The sequence below is a fragment of the Streptomyces sp. NPDC048057 genome (assembly GCF_040653095.1).
GTDB lineage: Bacteria > Actinomycetota > Actinomycetes > Streptomycetales > Streptomycetaceae > Streptomyces.
Genome location: NZ_JBEZNF010000046.1, coordinates 1 through 20,379, shown reverse-complemented (window position 1 = coordinate 20,379; position 20,379 = coordinate 1). Strand labels below are relative to the sequence as shown.

15 protein-coding genes are annotated in these 20,379 nt (G+C 73.2%); 7 read left to right on the top strand and 8 right to left on the bottom strand.

All coding sequences use genetic code 11. From position 1 onward, the window contains the following. The first annotated feature begins 364 nt into the window (after positions 1 to 364). The 6 genes from AB0E05_RS34220 to solA all read left to right on the top strand — a co-directional run bounded on the left by AB0E05_RS34220 (position 365) and on the right by solA (position 7,181). On the top strand, positions 365 to 1,747 hold the full coding sequence (locus tag AB0E05_RS34220) for a Cys-Gln thioester bond-forming surface protein (RefSeq protein ID WP_361971081.1): 1,383 nt from the start codon (positions 365 to 367) through the stop codon (positions 1,745 to 1,747). 329 nt (positions 1,748 to 2,076) lie between these two features. Next, complete coding sequence (gene ettA, locus AB0E05_RS34215) at positions 2,077 to 3,741, top strand: energy-dependent translational throttle protein EttA (protein ID WP_361971079.1); 1,665 nt, start codon at positions 2,077 to 2,079, stop codon at positions 3,739 to 3,741. Positions 3,742 to 3,800: 59 nt separating this feature from the next. Further along, complete coding sequence (locus tag AB0E05_RS34210) at positions 3,801 to 4,247, top strand: thioesterase family protein (RefSeq protein WP_361971077.1); 447 nt, start codon at positions 3,801 to 3,803, stop codon at positions 4,245 to 4,247. After that, positions 4,244 to 4,957, top strand: coding sequence for a hypothetical protein (locus AB0E05_RS34205; protein WP_361971075.1), 714 nt, complete (start codon positions 4,244 to 4,246; stop codon positions 4,955 to 4,957). The genes AB0E05_RS34210 and AB0E05_RS34205 overlap by 4 nt, the downstream gene beginning before the upstream one ends. A 136-nt stretch (positions 4,958 to 5,093) precedes the next feature. Then, positions 5,094 to 5,873, top strand: a complete 780-nt coding sequence (locus AB0E05_RS34200; RefSeq protein WP_361971073.1) for an IclR family transcriptional regulator — start codon at positions 5,094 to 5,096, stop codon at positions 5,871 to 5,873. Between the two features lie 171 nt (positions 5,874 to 6,044). Further along, positions 6,045 to 7,181 (top strand): N-methyl-L-tryptophan oxidase, encoded by a 1,137-nt coding sequence (gene solA, locus AB0E05_RS34195; protein ID WP_361971072.1) that lies wholly within the window; start codon positions 6,045 to 6,047, stop codon positions 7,179 to 7,181. A 34-nt stretch (positions 7,182 to 7,215) separates the two neighbouring features. On the opposite strand, the gene AB0E05_RS34190 is transcribed toward solA, so the two are convergent. Then, on the bottom strand, positions 7,216 to 7,620 hold the full coding sequence (locus AB0E05_RS34190) for a globin (RefSeq protein WP_361971070.1): 405 nt from the start codon (positions 7,618 to 7,620) through the stop codon (positions 7,216 to 7,218). Positions 7,621 to 7,752: 132 nt separating this feature from the next. Between AB0E05_RS34190 and AB0E05_RS34185 the strand changes: the two genes are divergently transcribed. Beyond that, the gene (locus AB0E05_RS34185) at positions 7,753 to 8,742 is read left to right on the top strand and encodes a methyltransferase domain-containing protein (RefSeq protein WP_361971068.1); all 990 of its coding nucleotides are present in this window, start codon (positions 7,753 to 7,755) and stop codon (positions 8,740 to 8,742) included. Between the two features lie 75 nt (positions 8,743 to 8,817). On the opposite strand, the gene AB0E05_RS34180 is transcribed toward AB0E05_RS34185, so the two are convergent. The 7 genes from AB0E05_RS34180 to AB0E05_RS34150 form a co-directional block, all read right to left on the bottom strand. After that, positions 8,818 to 10,146, bottom strand: a complete 1,329-nt coding sequence (locus AB0E05_RS34180; protein ID WP_361971066.1) for an FHA domain-containing protein — start codon at positions 10,144 to 10,146, stop codon at positions 8,818 to 8,820. A 74-nt stretch (positions 10,147 to 10,220) separates the two neighbouring features. Further along, entirely contained in the window at positions 10,221 to 11,597 is a 1,377-nt protein-coding gene (locus AB0E05_RS34175) for a VWA domain-containing protein (RefSeq protein ID WP_361971065.1), read from the bottom strand. Positions 11,598 to 11,701: 104 nt separating this feature from the next. Continuing rightward, entirely contained in the window at positions 11,702 to 13,417 is a 1,716-nt protein-coding gene (locus tag AB0E05_RS34170) for a protein phosphatase 2C domain-containing protein (RefSeq protein WP_361971063.1), read from the bottom strand. 3 nt (positions 13,418 to 13,420) lie between these two features. Further along, complete coding sequence (locus tag AB0E05_RS34165) at positions 13,421 to 16,081, bottom strand: tetratricopeptide repeat protein (protein WP_361971061.1); 2,661 nt, start codon at positions 16,079 to 16,081, stop codon at positions 13,421 to 13,423. Continuing rightward, the gene (locus AB0E05_RS34160; RefSeq protein WP_361971112.1) at positions 16,078 to 17,361 is read right to left on the bottom strand and encodes a hypothetical protein; all 1,284 of its coding nucleotides are present in this window, start codon (positions 17,359 to 17,361) and stop codon (positions 16,078 to 16,080) included. The genes AB0E05_RS34165 and AB0E05_RS34160 overlap by 4 nt, the downstream gene beginning before the upstream one ends. 73 nt (positions 17,362 to 17,434) lie before the next feature. Continuing rightward, positions 17,435 to 18,466 carry a glutamate ABC transporter substrate-binding protein gene (locus AB0E05_RS34155; protein WP_361971059.1) on the bottom strand — a complete coding sequence of 344 codons (1,032 nt, stop codon included), beginning with the start codon at positions 18,464 to 18,466 and terminating at the stop codon, positions 17,435 to 17,437. Between the two features lie 37 nt (positions 18,467 to 18,503). Beyond that, positions 18,504 to 19,817 (bottom strand): hypothetical protein, encoded by a 1,314-nt coding sequence (locus tag AB0E05_RS34150; protein ID WP_361971110.1) that lies wholly within the window; start codon positions 19,815 to 19,817, stop codon positions 18,504 to 18,506. Positions 19,818 to 20,379: the final 562 nt, after the last annotated feature.

Below are 20,379 nucleotides of genomic sequence, written 5' to 3'. Positions count from 1 at the left end.
CGCCACTTCCCTGCCGCTGCCGCACCGGCCCTGACCTGCGGAAGCCCAGGAAACGGGCGGAGTGGTGGCCAGGGGAGTCAGGGAGATTTGTCGACTCACTTAGGGGGGTGGGTAGTTGGTGGGGCCATCGGTGATAACGATTCCGATTCGGAATGGTTGTATGACGGTACGACGGGGATCTGCGGGGGTCGGTGTCCATAGGATTCCCCGGTACTCACGGGGCACTTGAGTCAGTAGGCGAGGTTCCCTCCCCACACGCATCATGTGAAAACCTCGCCCGGAGGGGAATTCTGTGTTTGCCAAGTTCTCTGCGCCCGCTGGGCGTGGACGTTCCACCGCCCGTCGCATCGCCGCCGTCACCGCGGTGACCGGACTCGTTGCGACGGGTGCACTGACCGGCGCGGGTGCGGCCGTCGCCAGTGAAGGTGACCGGCATGTCAACGGCACCACGGCCAAGCTCGTCGGCCTGAAGATCCACGACACCGCCCTGCTGCACTACCCGGGCGACAAGCAGCCGGTCCGGATGCCCGCGGGCGTCTTTGAGCTGTCCGCAAAGGGCGGCGGCACGTTGAAGACCTACTGCATCGACCTCCACAACCCGACCCAGGACGGGGCTGACTACCAGGAGACCTCCTGGGACCAGAGCACCCTGAACAAGAACGAGAACGCCGGCAAGATCCTCTGGATCCTGGAGAACTCGTTCCCGCAGGTCGACAATCTGACGGAGCTGGCCGAGAAGGCCGGCGCCAAGAAGCTCACCGAGAAGACCGCTGCCGCCGGCACCCAGGTCGCCATCTGGCGCTACTCCGACAAGGTGGAGGTCACCGCCGCGGACGAGGACGCGGAGAAGCTGGCCGACTACCTGGAGGAGAAGGCGAAGAACGAGGCGGAGCCGGGGGCTTCCCTTGAGCTCGCCCCGAAAGCGGTCTCCGGCAAGCCCGGCGGGCGCATAGGTCCGGTCACCGTGACCACGAACGCCGCCCAGGCCACGCTCACCCTGTCCCTCGAGGCGGCCGGCGCCGGCGTCAAGGTCGTGGACGCGGCTGGCAAGCCGGTCACCGCTGCCGCCAACGGTGCGAAGGTGTTCTTCGACGTCCCCGCGGAGGCGGCCGACGGGTCCGCGACGCTGACCGCGCAGGCCGCGACCCCCGTCCCGGTGGGTCGTGCCTACACCCCGCTCGTCGGCACCAGTCAGACGATGATCCTGGCGGGCTCCAGCCAGTCCAACGCGAAGTCGATCGCCTCCGCGACCTGGGCCAAGACCGGCCCCGTGCCTGCGGTCACCGCGAAGGAGAACTGCGACAAGGGCGGCGTCGACGTCACCGCCAGCAACAAGGGCGACTCCCCCTTCACCTTCACGCTCAAGGGCACCGAGCACACCGTCCCCGCGGGTGGCTCCAAGACGGTGACCGTCCCGGTCGGCGAGGACCAGGCGTACGACATCACCATCACCGGGCCGAACGGTTTCAAGGAGACCTTCAAGGGCGTCCTGGACTGCAAGACCAGCGCCCCCAGCCCGAACCCGAACCCGTCCTCCCAGCCCACCCCGGCCTCGGCCGGCGGTAGCACCGGCGGGTCCGACACCTCCGGGGGCGCCACCTCCGGCTCCTCCTCGAAGGACAACCTCGCCGCGACGGGCGGCTCCAGCGCCACCCCGGTCATCGCGGGCGTCGCGATCGCCCTGGTCGCGCTCGGCGGCGGCGCGGTGTTCTTCCTGCGCAGGAAGAAGGCCACCGCCGGGGAGTGAACGCTCCTGAGCGCGGAGTGACACCGCGCTGAAGCAAGGCTGAGGCGAGGCCGAAGCAAAGTGAGGCCCCGGGCGCCCATGGCACCCGGGGCCTCACCCGTGCCTGTGCGCCTGTGCCTGTGCCTGTGCCTCTACCGTGCCCGGGCTCGTACCGTGCCTGTGCTCGTACCGTGCCTGTGCTCGTACCGTGCTCGTGTCCCTCCCGCTCACCGGGCCCGCGCGGGGTGTGGGGTGCGTCCGGGCGGGGGTTACCGGTTTCCGTCGGGGGGCGGCCGTACGGCAAGATGGGTGGTATCTCTGCCCACCACTTATCTGCCGGACGGTTTCTCTTGGCTGAGTACATCTACACGATGCGCAAGGCGCGCAAGGCGCACGGCGACAAGGTCATCCTCGATGACGTGACGCTCAGCCTCATCCCCGGCGCCAAGATCGGTGTGGTCGGCCCGAACGGTGCCGGTAAGTCCACCGTCTTGAAGATCATGGCGGGCCTTGAGCAGCCGTCGAACGGCGACGCGTTCCTGTCGCCCGGCTACACCGTCGGCATCCTGCTCCAGGAGCCGCCGCTGGACGAGTCGAAGACGGTCCTGGAGAACGTCGAGGACGGCGTCGCGGAGATCAAGGGCAAGCTCAACCGGTTCAACGAGATCGCCGAGCAGATGGCGACCGAGTACACCGACGCCCTGGGCGAGGAGATGGGCAAGCTCCAGGAGGACCTGGACCACGCCAACGCCTGGGACCTCGACGCCCAGCTGGAGCAGGCCATGGACGCGCTAGGCTGCCCGCCCGGCGACTGGCCGGTGACCACCCTGTCCGGTGGCGAGAAGCGCCGTGTCGCGCTCTGCAAGCTGCTGCTCGAAGCCCCCGACCTGCTGCTCCTCGACGAGCCCACCAACCACCTGGACGCCGAGTCCGTGCAGTGGCTGGAGCAGCACCTCGCCAAGTACGCCGGCACCGTCGTCGCCATCACCCACGACCGGTACTTCCTCGACAACGTCGCCGGCTGGATCATGGAGCTGGACCGCGGCCGGGCCATCGGCTATGAGGGCAACTACTCCACCTACCTGGAGTCCAAGCAGGCCCGTCTCAAGGTCGAGGGCCAGAAGGACGCCAAGCGCGCCAAGCGCCTGCGGGAAGAGCTGGAGTGGGTCCGCTCCAACGCCAAGGGCCGCCAGGCCAAGTCCAAGGCCCGCCTCGCCCGTTACGAGGAGATGGCGGCCGAGGCCGACAAGATGCGGAAGCTGGACTTCGAGGAGATCCAGATCCCGCCGGGCCCCCGCCTGGGCAGCATCGTCGTCGAGGTCAACAACCTCAGCAAGGGCTTCGGCGAGAAGCTGCTCATCGACGACCTGAGCTTCACCCTCCCGCGCAACGGCATCGTCGGCATCATCGGCCCCAACGGCGCCGGCAAGACCACGCTGTTCAAGATGCTCCAGGGCCTGGAGGCGCCGGACGCCGGCAGCATCAAGGTCGGCGACACCGTCAAGATCAGCTACGTCGACCAGTCCCGCGCCAACATCGACCCCAAGAAGACGCTGTGGGCCGTCGTCTCCGACGAGCTGGACTACATCAACGTCGGCCAGGTCGAGATGCCGTCCCGCGCCTACGTCTCCGCCTTCGGCTTCAAGGGCCCGGACCAGCAGAAGCCCGCGGGCGTCCTCTCCGGCGGCGAGCGCAACCGACTGAACCTCGCGCTCACCCTCAAGCAGGGCGGCAACCTGCTCCTCCTCGACGAGCCCACCAACGACCTCGACGTCGAGACGCTCTCCTCCCTGGAGAACGCGCTGCTGGAGTTCCCCGGCTGCGCCGTGGTCGTCTCCCACGACCGCTGGTTCCTGGACCGGGTGGCCACCCACATCCTCGCGTACGAGGGCGACTCCAAGTGGTTCTGGTTCGAGGGCAACTTCGAGTCGTACGAGAAGAACAAGATCGAGCGGCTGGGCCCGGACGCGGCCCGTCCGCACCGCGCCACGTACAAGAAGCTCACCCGAGGCTGAGCCGACAGCAAGCGACCGCCACCGGGCGGCCGAAGGACAGAAAGCGGGAACCGTCACCCATGGCTCGGCACATATACAGCTGTCCCCTCCGCTGGTCGGACATGGACGCCTTCGGCCACGTCAACAACGTCGTCTTCCTCCGCTACCTGGAGGAAGCGCGGATCGACTTCATGTTCCGGCTCCGGCCGAAGGACGGCTCCCCGTCGTTCTCCGGCGGCTCGGTGGTGGCCCGGCACGAGATCGACTACGTGCTCCCGCTGGTCCACCGGCACGAGCCGGTGGTCATCGAGTCCTGGGTGACCCGGATCGGCGCCGCATCGCTCACCATCGCGTACGAGATCAAGGACGCGGAGGGCTCGTCCCAGGTCTACGTGCGGGCCTCCACCGTCGTGGTCCCGTACAACCTGGAAGCGGGCCGTCCGCGTCGGATCACCGAGGAGGAGCGGTCCCACCTCCGTCGCTACCTGGACGGAGCGGACTCCGACGAGGGCGTGCTGGTGGCATGACCACACCCGTGCAGAGCCTGCACTTCGCCGACGCGAGGGAGGCGGAGGACCTCACCGCCTTCCTCGCCCGGCTGCTCCACTACGACCGTGCCGCCGCCGTCCGCCTCCAGGCCGGCGGACCGGACGGGGAGCCCCGACCGAGCCTCGCGGTCTTCGGCCGCCCGCCCTCCTTCGAGGTGCTGGCGATCCGCACCGCCCGGCTCGGCACCCCGATCGCCCTGGACTCCACCGTTTCCGCAGGTGAACTGCTGGAACGCGTCCAGGACGTCGGATTCACCCTGCCCGCGCCCGTCACCGGACCGCCCTGGGCCGGCGTCCTGCCGCCCCGCGGCGGCTGGCGCGAACTGCCCGGCCTCCCCGACGTGCCCCAGATGCGCGAACTGGTCGCCGCCGCGGTCGCCGAGTTCCGGCGCCGGGACGAGGCACTGCCGCCCGAGCGGCGCACCCGCGCCGAGCGGGACCGCATCGGACGGGAGATCTGGTCGCGCGAGGCGGCGCCCACGCCCCTCCCGCTGCGCGCCGTGCACGCGGCGCACTCCCTGGGCTTCCTGCGCCCCGGCGCCCCCGTGGCGCTGCTCACCACCGCGCCTGCCACCCCCACGGCCCCCACGTCCGGCGCCTGGCTCCGGCTCCGTACGCCCTTCGGCTCCGTCGCCGTCCGGGCGAACGGCCCCCGGGTGCTCAGCGTCACCCCCACCCGCCCGGGGTGACCGACGCCACCTCGAAGAGGCGTCGCCCGACCGCTTGACCTGCCCGGGAACGGGCAGGAGCGCAGGGCACGACGCACCGCCCGGCGCCCGTACGCGGTGCCGGCGACCACGGACCGGTGAGGGAGCAGGGGCGAAGATGGCGAGGGATGGCGAGGGGCAGCCCAGCGCCGTGCAGTCGGTGGACCGGGCCGTGAGCGTGCTGGAGAGCCTGGCCCGACGGGGCGAAGCGGGCGTCACGGAACTCGCCGACGAGCTGGGAGTGCACAAGTCGACCGCGTTCCGGCTGCTGGGCGCCCTGGAGAACCGTGGCCTCGTCGCCCAGACCCGGGACCGCGGCAAGTACCGGCTCGGCGCCGGCATGCTGCGCCTCGCCGGCGCCGCGGCCCGCCGCCTCGACGTCGTCCGCGAGGGCGTGTCCCTCTGCCATGAACTCGCCGCCGAGATCGGTGAGACCGTCAACATCGCGGTCCTCGACGACGACGCGGCCGTCAACGTGGCCCAGGCCCACGGCACCGCCGCCGTCACCTCGTGCAACTGGATCGGACGCCGCACCCCCCTGCACGCCACCTCCAGCGGAAAGGTGCTGCTCGCGCACGCCCCCGCCCCCGTACGGGACCGGGTCCTCGCGGCCGGGCGTCTCGACGTCTTCACCGAGCACACCGTCACCTCGCCCGAGGCCCTCCGCCCGCTGCTCGACGAGGCCGTGGAGCAGGGGTACGCCGTCGCCGTCGAGGAGCTGGAGCTGGGGTTGAACGCGGTCGCCGCGCCCGTGCGCTCGTACGACGGGACGGTGATCGGGGCGCTGAGCGTGTCGGGGCCGGTGTACCGGATGGGCGAGGACGCGCTGCCCGCGGCGGCGAAGCGGGCGGTGACGGCGGCGGACGAACTCTCCCGCCGGATGGGATACGCCGACTGAGACCGGCTGGGGCGCCTGCCGGGCCGTCGTGCCCTCCCCGCCGGCCCGCCGGAGCCCCATTGCCCGTCGCGCACCCCGGTGAGAAGGTGGCGCCACCGGCCGTGGACGGACGACCCGCGGACCGAACGGCTACGCAACGCGGACCGCACCACACCACGGGAGCGAGGCGGCATGGCGTACGACGTGATCGTCATCGGGCTCGGCGGCATGGGCAGCGCCGCAGCCGCCCACCTCGCGGCGCGCGGCGCACGCGTCCTCGGCCTGGAGGCGCACCGCCCCCTCCACGACCTGGGCTCCAGCCACGGCGGCTCGCGCATGACCCGCCGCTCCTACTTCGAGGACCCCTCCTACGTACCGCTCCTGCTGCGCGCCTACGAGCTGTACGAGCAGGTCGAGCGGGACACCGGCCGCCCCGTCGCCACCCTCTGCGGCGGCCTCATGATCGGTGCGCCCGACTGTCGCACCGTCGCCGGAGCGCTGCGCTCCGCCCACCAGTGGGACCTGCCGCACGAACTCCTCGACGCGAAGGAACTGCGCCGCCGCTTCCCCCTCTTCACACCCGCCGACCACGAGGTCGCCCTGTACGAGACCGCGGCCGGCGTGCTCCGCCCCGAGGAGACCGTCGCCGCCCACCTCGAACTCGCCGCCCGGCACGGCGCCGAACTGCGCTTCGAGGAGCCCGTGACCCGTTGGGTGCCGTACGGGGACGGCGTCTCGGTCCGCACGGCGCTCGGCACATACACGGCGGGGCGGCTGGTGGTCTGCCCGGGGGCGTGGGCACCCGAACTCCTCGCCGACCTGGGGGTGCCGCTGACCGTGGAGCGGCAGCTCACGTACTGGTTCCAGCCCGACGGCGGCACCGGGCCCTACCTCCCCGGCCGCCAGCCCGTCTTCATCTGGGAGGACGCGGCCGGCGCGCAGAGCTACGGCTTCCCCGCGCTCGACGGGCCCGAGGGCGGCGTGAAGGTCGCCTTCTTCCGCGAGGGCGAGGTCTGCACGGCCCGGACCGTCGACCGGACCGTGCACGACCACGAGGTCCAGGACATGGCGCGGCACCTGCGTCGTCACCTCCCGACCCTGCCGGGCACCTTCCTGAAGGCCGTGACCTGCCTGTACACGAACACGCCCGACCAGCACTTCGTGATCGGGCGGCACCCGGCGCAGCCGGAGACCACGACCGTGGCCTGCGGGTTCTCAGGGCACGGGTTCAAGTTCGTGACCGTGGTCGGCGAGATCCTGGCCGATCTGGCGCTGGAGGGGGCCACCCGGCACCCCATCGCGCTGTTCTCCCCGGAACGGACGGCTTAGGGTCTTTCGTTCGGATCTTGCAAACGAAAGGGCCCTAGTCGGCCGTGTTGATCATCGAGGCGGCGGCGTACGTCATGTAGTTCCACAGCTGCTGCTCGTGCTCCGGCGCCAGCTCCAGCTCGTCCACCGCGTCCCGCATGTGCTTCAGCCAGGCGTCGTGCGCGGCGCGGTCGACCTGGAACGGCGCGTGCCGCATCCGCAGCCGGGGGTGGCCGCGGTTCTCGCTGTAGGTGCGCGGACCGCCCCAGTACTGCATGAGGAAGAGCGCGAACCGCTCCTCGGCCGGGCCGAGGTCCTCCTCCGGGTACATCGCCCGCAGCAGGGGATCCTCGGCGACGCCCTCGTAGAAGCGGTGAACAAGGCGACGGAAGGTCGGCTCGCCGCCGACCTGCTCGTAGAAGGTCTGTTCCTGAAGGGTGCCCCGCGGAATCTCGTTCACCCGTCCATCGTCTCAGATGACCGGGACGAGGACCGGGGTCCTAGGACCTCCGGCCGGCGGGCCGACCGGGCCGGCGGGGCCGAGGGGCGGGGGGTGCTCGCCACCGGCCCGGCCGCGCAGGACAGTGGAGGCATGGGGACGTACCTGGAGCCGTACACCGAGCCCGCCGACGAGGCCCGCCGCTCCCTGGTGCGCGCGATGGCGGCGGACGGCGGGCTGGCCGACCCCGCGTGGCGGCTCGCCTTCGAAGAGGTGCCGCGGCACCTGTTCGTGCCGTACTACTACGTCCCCACCGGTCCGGGCGAGTACGAGCGGCTGTGGTGCGAGGACCCCGACCCGGCCCGCCGGGAGCGGTGGCTGCGCGGGGCGTACCACGACGGTCCGCTGGCCACGCGGGTGCGCGACGGGGTGCTGCTCTCCTCCAGCAGCCAGCCCTCGGTCATGGCGCGGATGCTGGACGCGCTGGACGTGCGGTACGGCGACTCCGTCCTGGAGATCGGCGCCGGCTCCGGCTACAACGCGGCGCTGCTGTGCCATCGCGTGGGGGAGGCGCACGTCACGACCGTGGACGTCGATCCGGAGATCACCGAGTCCGCGCGGGTGCACCTGGCGGTCGCCGGCTACCGTCCGGCCGTCGTCACCGGCGACGGCGCCCGGGGGGTGCCGGGGCGGGCGCCCTTCGACCGGATCGTGGCGACCTGCACCCTGCCGTCGGTGCCGCACTCCTGGCTGGCCCAGTGCCGCCCCGACGCGCGGATCGTGGCTCCGCTGTCGACGGGCCTGATCGCGTTGCGGGTACGGGACGACGCCCGGGGCCGCTTCGCGGAGGGCCGCTTCTTGCGCACGCCGGCGTACTTCGTGCCGCTGCGGGGGGCGGCGGGGGCGCCGCGGGTGGGTGTGGCGGGCCTGCCGAGGGAGGTCCTGGACGACGACCTCTTCCGCTTCCTGCTGACGCTGACGGCGGGCAGCCTGGACCCGCGCGAGGCGCTGTCCTTGTGGAAGCGCGAACACCGTCCGTTGCGGGACCGCTTCGGGGTGACGGTGGGTGCGCGGAGGCAGTGGGCGTGGCTGGACGACCCGTCGGGCCCGTACGCGTGGGAGCTGGGGGGCGGTGGGGGGTGAGGTCACCCCGCCGGGAAGCGGCGGGACGGCAGATCGCGTGCTGGGGGCGCCGCGTCGTGGCGCCCCCAGCGGGCATCAGGCGTGGCGGATGGTGATGGTGGTCCAGGCGCCGACGTGGACGCGGTCGCCGTGCGTCAGGGGGATCGGGACGTACGGCTGGATGGGCTCTTCCGCGCCGTTGAGCGTCGTGCCGTTCGTGGAGTTCTGGTCCACGACCGCCCAGGAGCCGTCGGGCTGCTGGACCAGCACCGCGTGCTGGTGGGAGACGCCCGGGTCCTCCGGGGGCACCGACAGGTCGATGTCGGGGGCCTCGCCCGTGGACTGGCGGCGGCGGCCGATCGTCACCTGGGTGCCGGTGAGCGGCAGCTGCTGCTCGGGGGAGTACGCGGGGAGCACGAGGCCGCTCGCGTCCGGGCCGCTGCGCTGCATCATCGCGAGGAAGTACTCACGGTCGGGCCCGATGACGGCCGTCCAGGTGCCGGGGCCCGGCGCCGGCTGCTGCGGGCCGCCGAACGGCGGCGCCTGTATCGGCTGTTGCTGTTGCTGTTGCTGTTGCTGTTGCGGGGGCGGCGGGCTCAGCGGCCAGTCGTCCGCGGCCGGCCCCGCACCCGGGTGCACCGGCTGCTGCTGCGGGGGCACCTGCTGCGGGAACGCCGGCGGCGGGGGCGACTGCTGCACGCCGGCCGAGCCCTGCGGGAAACCGGGCGGCGGGGGCGGCGGGGGCTGGTGTCCCTGCGGCGGACGCGAGCCCTGGAAGTCGTACGCGTCAGGTGCACCCGGGGCCTGAGGGCCGGGCGCCTGGGGACCCGGAACCTGGGGACCCGGGACGTGTGGCCCAGGACCCTGCGGCGCCGGCGTCTGCGGCCCGAATCCCGTCGGACCGGGACCCATCGGGCCGGGACTCACCGGACCGGGACCCATCGGGCCGGGGCCGGGAGCCACCGGGCCAGGGCCGGGCTGTCCGGGCATCGGCGGTGCCGGCGGGAACCCGCCCGCCTGCGGACCGGGGCCGGGACCCTGCTGACCGTGGCTCTGCGGGCCGGGACCTGGAGGAGCCGGCGGAGCCTGCGGCGCCGGGCGGTTGGTGAAGCCCGCCGGGAGGTTCAGACCGGGCGGCGGTGTCGTCGCGACCGGCGTGTACGACGTCGCCTTGTTCGTCACGAAGTTGAACCGGCACTCCTCGCAGAACGGCGCCATCGCCTCGCGCGGGGTGCGGCACTGCGGACACAGCTCCGCCTGGGCGGTGGCATGGGGATCCCCGGCCGGCGGGAAGCCGTACCCCGGCTGCGGCGGAGGCGGCGGGGGCACGGACCCCGGCGCGACGCCGGGACCGGCCATGCGCTGGCCGCAGACGTCGCACCAGTCGTCGGCGCCCGACTGATGACCGTTCGGGCAGGTCGGCATGGAGGCGCCGCCCCCTCTCCTCGTCCGGCCCGAGGGCCGCTGTTCGATACGTGGCCGTCGTCGACGACCCGCCCCTACTTCTTGACGCGGACCGTCTTCGTGGAGCGCGTTTCGAGAGTCATCTCGTCGGCGTCCGCGACCTTTGCTTTGAGTCGCACAGTACCTGTCGCCGCATCGACCACGTCCACCACCTTCGAAAGGAGTTTCGCAGTGTCCGCGTTGCCGGAGGCCGCCGCCAACTGCACCGCGCGGCCCAATTTCGCCGTCGCGCCGTCGAAGTCCCCGGACTTGCGGGCGTCTAGTCCGGCGCGGATCGCCGCCGCCAACTCGGCCTGTCCGGTGTAGTGCGCGACCTGCGCGTTGATCGCCGTGGAGGCCGCCAGGTCGTCCGTCCACACGGCCCGCACCAGCCCCTGGCCGAGCACCTGCGGCGTCCCGCCGTCCGCGGCCGGGACGATCAGCGAGGCGCGGGCCGCCAGCATCTCGTGGCCCACGCCGGCGTCGGGCACGCGCACGCAGACGTGGTAGTCGCGGGACTCGTCGCCCCACGAGCCCGTCGGATAGTCCCCGGCCCGGGGGCCCGCTTCGGTGCGGCGGTCGGTCAGGTCCTCGACGGCGGGTGCGACCTGCTTGACGAAGACGACCTCCGCGCCGACCGGCGTCCACAGCCGCAGCGCGACGTCCGCGACCTCCTTGCCGAGGGCTTCGGTCATCATCGACGTGAAGTCGGCCGCCAGGTGGGTCGGGTCCGCGACGATGTCCGCGGTGCCGAGGAGCGCGGAGGCGATCGCGGTGACCTCCTGGACCTCCCAGTCCGTGCCCACGCCCCGAGCGTCGCAGGTGAACCGGCCCGCGACCGCGTCCAGCGCGGCCCGCAGGTCCTCCGGTGACTCGTGTTCGTTGCGGCCGTCGGTCAGCAGGATGCCGTGTCGGATGCGGCTGGCGGCGTCCGCGAGCAGTTCGTCCGTCAGCCGCAGCCAGGTGCCGATGGCGGTGCCGCCGCCCGGCGTCAGTCCGCGCAGGGAGCGTACGGCGGCGGCCCGGGTCCGGGCGTCGGCGACCGCGAGTCCGCCGTCGCCCGGGAAGACCTCCTTGGCCTCGTGCGTCCCGGCGACGACCGCGAACTCCACCCCGTCCGGCAGGGTGTCGATCGCCGCGGCCGTCGCCTGGCGCGCGTTGCGCAGCTTCGTCGGCGGGTAGTCCATCGAGCCCGAGCAGTCGACCATGATGACGACGGCGGCGCCCGGGGCGGGCGTGGGTATGCCGGTCGGCGAGGCCGAGGCGCCCGCCAGCGGGGTGCCCCCGCCCGTGCCGCCGCCGGTGGAGGTGACGGTGACGATCGCGCTCACCTCCCGGCCGTCCTCCGGCAGGAACTCGTTCTGATAGACATCGACGGAGAAGTCGGAGAAGACGGATGACCGGGGCGCCTGCGACGTGGAGAAGTTGGCCATGTCAGGGACTCCTTGGAGGCTCCATGCGGGACACGGTGGGACACACGGTGATCACGCTGTACTGAGGAGGCGGTGCGGTCACGTCACGTCATGGCCGACCGACCTCACGGTTCGACGGAGATCGGCAACACCGCCACGGTGACGTTGTCGTGGCCGCCGCCGTCGAGGGCGTGCCCGACCAGCACGCGGGCGCCGTGCAGCGGGCGTTCGGCGGCGTCGCGGGGCACCGCGGCGGCCATGTCGTCGGCGCCCTCCGCGTAGTTCCACAGCCCGTCCGTGCAGACCACGACCACCCCGGAGCGGTCCGGTCGGAAGACGGCGGTGTGCGGGTCGAGTTCGTACGCGTCGGCGCCGAGCCAGCCCGTGATCGCGTGGGCCCGCTCGTCCGCGTACGCCTCCGCCTCGCTCATCAGGCCCGCCGCCACCATCTGGGCGGCCCACGAGTCGTCCTCGGTGAGCCGGGCCGCGGGGGCGCCGCGGTCGTCGGGCACCCAGTACGCGCGGCTGTCGCCGACCCAGCCGACGATCAGCAGCCCGCCCGCCGACACCGCGCCGACGACGGTGCACGCCGGGGCGTTCTGCTGGCGGTGCTGGTCCTGGTCGAGGGCGTCGCCGCCGGGGGCGGGCGCGGCGAGGGCGTTCACCGCGGCGGCGGCGTCGACGATCGCCTCCCGCATGGCCTGTTCGGGGTGGACCCCGCGCGGCAGCGCCGCCGTCAGGGCGTCACAGGCCGCACGGGACGCGGCCTGTGACGCCTCGTCGGGGCGGGTCGCCGACGACACGCCGTCGCAGACGATCGCCACGACCGCGGGCGAACCGTCGGACAGCGTCGCGGTCGAGATCGCGAACGCGTCCTCGTTGCGGTGGTGGCGCAGTCCGCGGTCGCTCACGGCGGCCAGCGGTCCGAGCTCCTGCTCCAGGTGGTCGCGTTCGCGCGGCTGGGCGTGTCCGCAGTTCTCGCAGTAGCCGTCGGTGTCGACCCGGCCGGCGCGGCACGCCACGCACCAGGCCGTGCCCTCGGCCCGCGGGTCGGGACCGTCCGGCGACGGCGGCTGCGGCGGCTGCCCGGTCCCGGACGACGGCTGGTGCGGCACCGGTTCGCCGGCGTCGGACGGCTCCGGCGACGGCTGCTGCAACTCGTAGTCCCCGCCGCTGCGTTGCGGTGGTCCCTCGCCGGCCTCGGCGCGCGGCCGTACGTCCGCCTCGACGGCGGCGTCCGGCAGGGGCGCCTGCCCGTACTCCGGGTCGAACGAGGGCACGTCGGATCCGCCACTCACGCCCGCACCGCCCGCCGGTGCGTACTGCGCCGCCGGCACCCGGCCCGGCGCGTCCGGCAGCACGTCCCACGCACTGGGCGCGGAGGGGTCGCGCGGCGGCCCGGCGAGGTCGGCGAGGGCCGCGAGACGGGACCGCGGCCGTACGGGCTCCGCGGCGCCCGCCGCCCCGGCGACCGAGGGGTCACCCGCGCCGCCACCCGTGCCCGTGCCCCGGGCGCCGCCGACCGCAGCGCTCACCGGGTCGCCCTGCGGGTACGCGGCAGGGCCGCCGGCCCCCGCCGGCCGGGCGTACGACGAGGTGGCCGAGGCCGCCGGCGCCGGTTGTGCCGCGCCGGCACCCGGCGACGACGGCGTCACCTGTGGCGGGAGCCGGTGCGCCGCGGTGTTGATCGGCAGGGTCGGCCGGTCGGACCCCGGCGGGCGACCGGCGGCGCGCGGCAGGCCCGCACCGCACCTGCCGCAGAAGCGGTCCTCGATCTCCACGGCTTCGCCGCAGCCGGGGCAGGAGACCGCCCCGGTCGGCTGTTCGTTCTGCGACGACATCGATCACACCCACGTCCGGGGGCGGAAGCGATTGGCACGCTCCACCAGATCCACGCGCTCCTCGCCGCGTTGGGCGAGCCGGGCGAGCACCCGGTACGAGCGTTCCAGCCCGAAGCGCAGGCCCCGTTCGTCGAGTTCGCAGCCGAGCAGCGCGCGGGGCGCGCCGTCCGGACCCGCGGTGCTCGCCGAACTCGTCGGGGGCGGTGGTGCTCCGGGACTTCCGGAGATTACCCAGTCCAGCGCCGTACCGAGTACTTCCGTGGTCAACCGCTCACCGCGGACCGCGTCGAGGCCCGCCTCCCGCAACGCCGTCACCTGCGCCGCTGCCGCCGACAGGTCGTCCAGCAGGGGGTCCAGCGCGGCGCGCCGGCGCAGCCGGGACCGTACGGCCGCCACCCGTGCGGCGGTGTAGTGGATGGACGCCTCCGGCACCGACTCCAGGGTGCGCACGGCGCCGGCGCGGTCGCCCGACGCGAGCTGCACCCGGGCCAGTCCGAACGCGGCGCTCACATGGCTCGGGTCCGTCGTCCACACCAGGCGGTAGTACTCGGCGGCGTTGTCCAACTGGCCCAGCAGTTCGGCGCACACGGCGAGCGCCAGCTTCGGCGCGGACTCGCCGGGGAAGGCGTCGTACACCGCGTCGAAGGAGAGGGCCGCTGATGCCAGTCCCCGTTCGTCGCCGGCGACCAGCGAGACGAGGCCGCGGTACCAGATCACCCGCCAGTCGTCGGCGTGCTGCCGCTCCACCTCCGTCAGCACGTCCTCCGCCGCGGCGGGCTCGCCCGTCTCCAACCGGGCCCGCACCTCCCGCAGCCGGGTCCCGCGCGAGGCGACGGGGACCGTGGCCAGCGCGGCGACCAACTCGGCGGGGGCCGCGGCCAGCAGACCGGCGAGGAACCCGGCGTTCGGGTCGTCCGCGTCCACGTGCGGGGCCGGCAGCGCCAGCGCCACCGCGGAGGTGTCCAGGGGCGCGAGACGGGGCGCGAGCCGGGCGCCGAGCGCACCCCCGGCAGCCGCACCCTGCTGGAGCGCACCACCGGGCCCACCCTGACGGGGGATCGCCGCACCCGTCCCCGTGCCGGCCGGCGCACCGCGTCCGAACGCGCCCCGGGGCACCGGCCGTGCGCCGAGCGCCGACACGTCGTCCGCCGAGGCGGCGAACAGCTCCGTGTCCGCGACCTTCACCTCCGGCCCGAAGAGCGTGGACAGCGCCGGCCGGGGCCGCCCGGTCTGGAGCGCGACGACCTCCCTGAGCACCCCCGTGAGCTGCTCCGCCATCTCCTGCGCCGACGAGAACCGCCGGGTGGGGTCCGGGTCGGTGGCCCGGACCAGGAGCCGGTAGAAGGACTCGTACGTCCGGAAGACCTCGATGTTCTCCGGGTCGGGCAGGGAGTCCACGAACACGTTCGTGTAGCCCTGGAAGTCGAAGGTCAGCACCGCGAGGGTGCGGGCGACCGTGTACAGGTCGGAGGCGACCGACGGGCCCTTCTCGGCGACCTCCGGGGCCTGGTAGCCGATGGTGCCGTAGATCGCGGACTCGTCGTCGTCCATCCGGCGCACCGCGCCCAGGTCGATCAGCTTCAGCTGGTCCTGCTGCTGGATCGCGTTGTCGACCTTGAAGTCGCAGTACAGCAGGTTGCGGCCGTGCAGGTGGCCCAGGGCCTCCAGCGCCTCGATGCCGTACGCGCAGGCCTGCTCGACCGGCAGCGGATCGCGCTTGCCGCCCGCGTCGCGCCGCTCGTTCGCCAGCTCCTTCAGCGACTTGCCGCCGACGTACTCCATGACGATGTAGCCGTCGAGGGAGCCGGTGCGCTGGTCCAGGTGCTCCACGAAGTTGTAGATGCGGACGATGTTGGCGTGCTCGATCTCGGCGAGGAACCGCCGCTCGGAGATCGCCGCCTCCATCGCGTCCTGGTCACCGGTGTCGAGGAGGCCCTTGAGGACCACCCAGCGGTCGGAGACCGCCCGGTCGACGGCGAGATAGACCCAGCCGAGCCCGCCGTGTGCCAGACAGCCCACGACCTCGTACTGGCCGTGCACGACGTCCCCCGCCTCCAGCTTCGGCACGAAGGAGTACGGATGCCCGCAGGAGGTGCAGAAGCCCTCGGTGCGGCCCGGGCGCTCCCCGCGGGCCCGGCCCACCGGCGCACCGCAGTCGGAGCGCGAGCAGAACCGCTTGCGCTCGGGCACCTCGGGCACCTCCATCACCGCGGAGCGCGGATCGGGGCGCGGCACCTCCGGCACGCTCACCAGGCCCGCGCCCAGCCGCCCGCGCCCCGACGCCTGCCCGGTCGAGCCGGAGGAGACCACCGAGACCGAGACCGTACGGGACGCGGCACCGGCGCCCGTCACCGTGCGCGACAGCCGCCCCGACACCGAGCGGCGCGAGGACGCGGAGCGGGAGGTGCGGGAGCTCCGGGACGCGCCGCGGGAGGAACGGGACGAGGCGCGCGAGCCCTGGGACGCGCGCGAGCCGCGGGCGGACGCGCCGGCGCGGGCCCGCGAGCGGGCGCTGCCCGTGCCGCCGGCCGCCACCACCGGCGCGAGACCGCAGGCGTCGCAGTACAACTCGCCGCCGCCCACGTCCTCGTACGCGCCGTCGCACTCGGGCCGCTGGCACCGCCTGCCGCCGTTCTTCCCTCTGTTCACGTGCGTTTCGCTCATGCCGTCCCCCCGCCGTCGACGGAGCCCGGACGTCCGGGCTCCGCGTGCGTCAACGCCTCCGCCACCGCCGCCTGGTAGCGCAACACGGCCTGGTCGGCGACGCGCAGGTCGCACGGGGCGCTCCACAGCATCCGACGGGCCGCGTCGTACCGCTCGATCAGCAGTGGGTCCTCCACCAGGCCGTGCCGGGCCGCCTTCGCCTTGTACGCGTCCAACCGGCCGCGCAGCTCGGCGCGGACCGCGAGCGGCGCGGTCACCGCCGTCAGGGACTCCCGGGCGCGCAGCAGTTCGTCCTCCGCCTCCCGCTCCAGGGACTCCAGCAGCGGGGACAGCCGGTGCCACCGCGAGTGGCGGCGGTGGTCGGCGGCGGTCACCAGCCGCTCCTGGAGCACCGTCGGGGGCCCGCTCACCGCCGGCACCTCGGACGCGGCGATCTTCGCCAGGACCTCGCCGCGGGCGGCCCGCGCCTCGGCGAGGGTGCGGTCCGCGCGGGACAGCACGTCCCGCAGCCGCACCAGCCGCTCCTCGGAGTCCTGCCGGACCTGCAACACCGCTTCGATCTCCCGGCGGACGTCCTCCAGGGCGCGCGCCGCCCGGTCGTAGCGGTCGGTGTCCGGGCGGCCCCCGCCGGGCGCCGACGACAGTGGCGCGGGCCGCCAGAACGCCAACGGGTCGGAGACCACCTGGACCCGCAGCGTCACCAACTCCTGGGTGATCGCCTCCAGTTCGTCGCCCGAGGGGTGCTCACCGGGGCGCACGCCCACGGAGTGCGCCAACGACCGGGTGCGTTGCAACTCCGCCGACAGCAGGTCGATCCGGGCCGGCAGCGCCGACCACACGGCGTCCGCCGTCACCACCATGTTCAGCGACGTCGCGTACAGCTCGTTCATCCGCTCCACCAGGCCGGCGAGGGTGAACCGTTCCGACAGCTTCGCCTCACCGCCCGGCGGGGCGGCCTCGCCGGCCCGGTGCGCCACGGTGACGCTGGGGCCGCGCAGCCGCTCCGTCAGGTCCACCAGGTCGTCCCGGCTCGACCAGCGGCGCCGGGCCCGGACCTCCCGGATCCGCGTCAGCGCGTCGCTGTACGCGTCGAAGTACCCCCACAGCAGGGCGATCGCCTGCTCGGTCGCGGCCCAGCGGTCCTTGGTGACGCCCGTCAGCTCGGCGCCCTCCAGGAGTCTGCGGCCCGCGTGGTCCTGGAGGGCGAGCAGGGAGGTCTCGATCGCCTCGTGCTCGGAGCCCAACCGGGCCAGGGCACGGTCGACCTCGTCCCGGTCCATCACCGTCTCAAAGAGCCCGTCTCCTGAGTCGGGGAAGGATCCAGCGACGCCCATCGATCACCTCTTTCGTCGGTCAGTCGGAGCGATATGTGGGGGCGGGGGCGGCGGTCATGTCGGGCAGGTCGGCCTTCAGCCACTTCTCGTACGCCTGCTTCCACGCGACCGGGCGGTACTCCTCCAGGACCTTGTTGATCCGGCGCACCAGGTCGTCCTTGCCGAGCCTGGTCGCCACGCCGTAGTACTCGGTCGTGAAGGGCTTGTCGCCCTTCAGCTCGACCGCCGGGTCCTGGGCCGCCTGGCCGGCGGCGAGCGCGCTGTCGGTGACGACCGCGTCCACCAGGCCCTGCTGGAGGCGGACGAGGCAGTCGAGCTGGTTCGGCACGGTCAGCACGTCCGCGTCGCCGGGCCGGCCGTCGTGCTCGTCCTGGAAGACGGCGCCGAAGGAGTTCTCCTTGAGCGCCTCGTTCGCCGTGGAGCCCTCGGCGGTGCACACCCGCTTGCCCTTGAGGCTCTCGTCGTACCCGGTGACGTCCGATTTCTTGGGGGCCAGCACCTGCTGGCCGGACTGGAAGTACGCGGTGGAGAACGCGACCTGCTTGATCCGGGCGCAGTTGATCGTCATCGTGCGGACCACGATGTCCACGGTGCCGTTGTTCAGCGCGGGGATGCGCTGGTTCGTCGGGATGGCGCGGAAGATGACGGCGTCCTTCTTCTTGCCGAAGAGGTCCTTGGCGATCGCCCGGGCGAGGTCGATGTCGAAGCCTTCGAGGGCGCCGTTGGTGGGGTTGCGGTAGCCCCAGCGGTAGCTGTTCTGGTCCACGCCGACGAACAACTTGCCGCGTTTCTTGATGGCGGCGATCGTCGGGCCGTCCGCGGACGACGGCGTGAGGGACGCCTCGGGCGTCTCGCACTCCTCCGCCGCGGCGCGCGTCACCGGCGTCACCCCGCTCTCGGGGGCGCCCGCGGACGAGATCGCCGCGCCCGCGTCCCGCGACAGCGGCAGCAAGGTGGCGGCGGTCGCGGCGCAGGCCACGGCCATGGCGACCACGCCGCCCCAGCCGCGCGGACTGAACCGCCCGGCGCGTCCGGTGTCCTTCACTCCCATCACGCCCCTCTCACCCTTTCACCGGCGCCGTCCGACGTCACCGGTACTCCGAAAGCCTGCGGTTGATCCCGAGGACCGCGCCCAGCGCCCCCGCCACGCCGAGCACCACGGCCCCGACCGGCAAGACGCTCAGAGCGCCCCGACCGTTCTCCGCGGCGCGCGTGAACTCGCGCTGCTCGTGCGCCAGCGCATCGTCCAGCGCGGCGTCCACCACGTCGAAGGACTCTCCGGTCGAGCCCTTCGTCCCGATGACCTTCTCCACCGCTTGCTCGTACTTGCCGTCCCGGTCCGTCTCGCTCACCTGCCGGTGCAGCTTCTGCCAGTCGTCGACGCCCTTGGCCGCCGACTCGACGGGGCGGCGCCCCGCGGCGTCGTCGGCCAGCCGCTGGGCCCGGCCGAGATCGTCGACCAGTTCGCGCACGTGCTGGGCGTACTCCGTCTCGTACTTGTCCTGCTTGCCGTCGTCCGTGAGCACCGCGCCCCGGGAGACCAGGACGAGGTTCTCATTGGCCCGCGCCTTCAAGGAGCTGATCCGGGCGTCGTTCAACACCTTGAGGGACTGCTGCCCGCTGGACTGCGCCTCGCCCAACTGGGCCGCGGCCACGGTCTGCGCGACGACCAGCCACAGCAGCACGACGGCGCAGGCGGCGGTGGCCGCGAGCAGCCCGTGGTTGAAGACCCGGTTCGTCCGCAGGAAGTTGCGGCGCTGCGCCCAGCCGAGCGCGGCGAGCGCGGTGAGTCCGACGAGCACGGACAGCAGCGGCCAGGAGCGGGCGTCCTCGTCGTCCCGGTCGAGCCGGGCCGTCTCCGCGTCGTACAGCTTCTGCGCGGCGGGCAGCAGCACCTTCGTCATCTGCTCGTTGGCGAACCGCAGATACGCACCGCCGAGCGGCAGGCCCTGACGGTTGTAGGCGCGGGCGGTCTCGATGTGCCCGGTGTAGACCGGCAACTGCTCGTTGAGTGTGGCGATGTGCCGACCCGACTCGCTGCGGCCGTCCGCGTGCGTCGCGGCCTTCACCAGCAGCTGGGAGGCGCGGGCGACGTCCTGCTCGTACCGCTCGCGCACCGCGCGGGGCTCCTTGACGGCGCCGGCGAGGAAGCCGCTGGAGGCGGCGGTGTCGGCGTCCGCGAGGGAACGGTAGACGAGCGCGGCGTCCGCGCTCAGCGGCTGGCTGCGCTCGACGACGTCGTCGGCGGCGCCCGCGCGCTGCGACACCTCCAGCGCGGTCACCGCGCCGAAGGCGAGCACCAGCGCGGCGAGCACCGCCCCGATGACCTGGAGCCGGCCGGGCTCGGTCGTGGCGGCGGCGCGGAGCTGGGCGGCGGCGTCGGCGAGGGTGCTGGGCGGGATGCGGGGGTCGCGCGGGGCGCGACTGCTTCCCGCTCTCGGTGTGTTCTGCGTGCTTGGAGTGCTCGGCGCGCGCCGCGTGTTCGACGCGCTGTGCGTGCTCGGCGCGCCTGACGTGCTTGGCGGATGTGTCACGAGACCTCCCCCTCGGTCGCTGACGACGGTCCGCCCCCCGGCGGTTCGGGGGACTTCCCCCGGCCAGCAGTATGGCTGCGATGGCCGACGAGCACAGCCGCCTTGACTGGATCTTGCACCACCACCCCGCGACGGTGCCCCTGCAAGGGCCACCACGCCCGCCGGCTTCGGTCCGGTTTCCCTCGACGTGCGCTGCGCTTGTGCGGCCAGACGTGCGCGCCGTTCCCCTGCGGGAGCGTTGCTCTCTGTGGCCCGTTTCCGGAGCCCCAGCACCCCTTGACTACGCGCCGTGCGGCGAAGTGTCGTTCGTCGGCTACAACCCGGTGGGTGGCTGTTCGCGCAGTTCCGCCCCCTACGCCCAGCTTGATCCTTAACGTCTGGCCTGGTCGCGTGGTCACTCTTTGGAGTGATCGCAGGGTATGAGGGCGGC